Origin of the sequence: Pseudoalteromonas sp. SG41-5 (genome assembly GCF_014164495.1) — a bacterium.
GTDB classification, from domain to species: domain Bacteria; phylum Pseudomonadota; class Gammaproteobacteria; order Enterobacterales; family Alteromonadaceae; genus Pseudoalteromonas; species Pseudoalteromonas rhizosphaerae.
The window spans coordinates 1-832 of sequence record NZ_JACJFH010000261.1; the positions used below are offsets into that span (position 1 = coordinate 1).

The 832-nt window shown below is 44.4% G+C and carries 1 protein-coding gene; it reads right to left on the minus strand.

From position 1 onward, the window contains the following. Positions 1 to 235 precede the first annotated feature (235 nt). Positions 236 to 832 (minus strand): reverse transcriptase domain-containing protein (locus H5232_RS23485; protein ID WP_404936416.1); only part of this gene is annotated, 597 nt, incomplete at its 5' end.

Consider the following 832-nt stretch of genomic DNA (forward strand, 5'->3'; position numbering starts at 1 on the left):
TGGGCGGTTCATCTCCCGTAATGAATATTGATCCAAATATCTCTTAATGACGCTAAACCTTGTGACGCTAGATAGTCATTGCCTATCGCAATGTTAATTCCTTTTGTTTTTGAGCTTCTACAAGGACCTTCGCTTCCAAGCGCCTACTTTTGGTACTGGTGATACCACAGGCTATGGCGAGTCGTTCGCTAACACCCAATTTCATTAAACTGCGTACTTTAGTGCGTGCTATTCCTTATAAATAGCGCCATTGCCGCCAGTAGCACATTCTTATCCTACGTCGGATCCAATGGTCTAAATCCACCGTTAGCTGATAAGCGTTGGCTATCAGGTAGTAGTGTCCCCAGCCGCGCAAATACTGCGTGAGTTTATGAATTTGTAGGGTCATTGAGATCCCCCAGTTGCGGTTAGTGAGTTCCCTGACATTTGCTTTGAATTTCTTTAGCGCCTGTTCGTGGATCTGCACTTGACCGTAACGGAATGTGAACCCGAGAAATTTTGAGCCTGATACTGGACCCACTCGACTTTTCGATTCGTTCACTTTGAGCTTTAATCGCTTAGTGATGAACGCAGTAATTTCCCGCTGGATTATTAATCCTTCGCTTTTCGTTTTTACTAAAATGATTATGTCATCAGCGTAACGTGCAAACTTAAGGTGTTTGTAGGTTAGCTTCTTATCTAATTCATCGAGTAAGATGTTGGAAAGCAAAGGGGATAATGGCCCACCTTGAGGGACTCCTTTGGTTGACTCAAACCACAGACCTGTTTCGCACTCTGCTACTCCCGCTCGTAGGTATTTACCGAGTAGGCGCATGAGTGCTTTGTCTTTGAT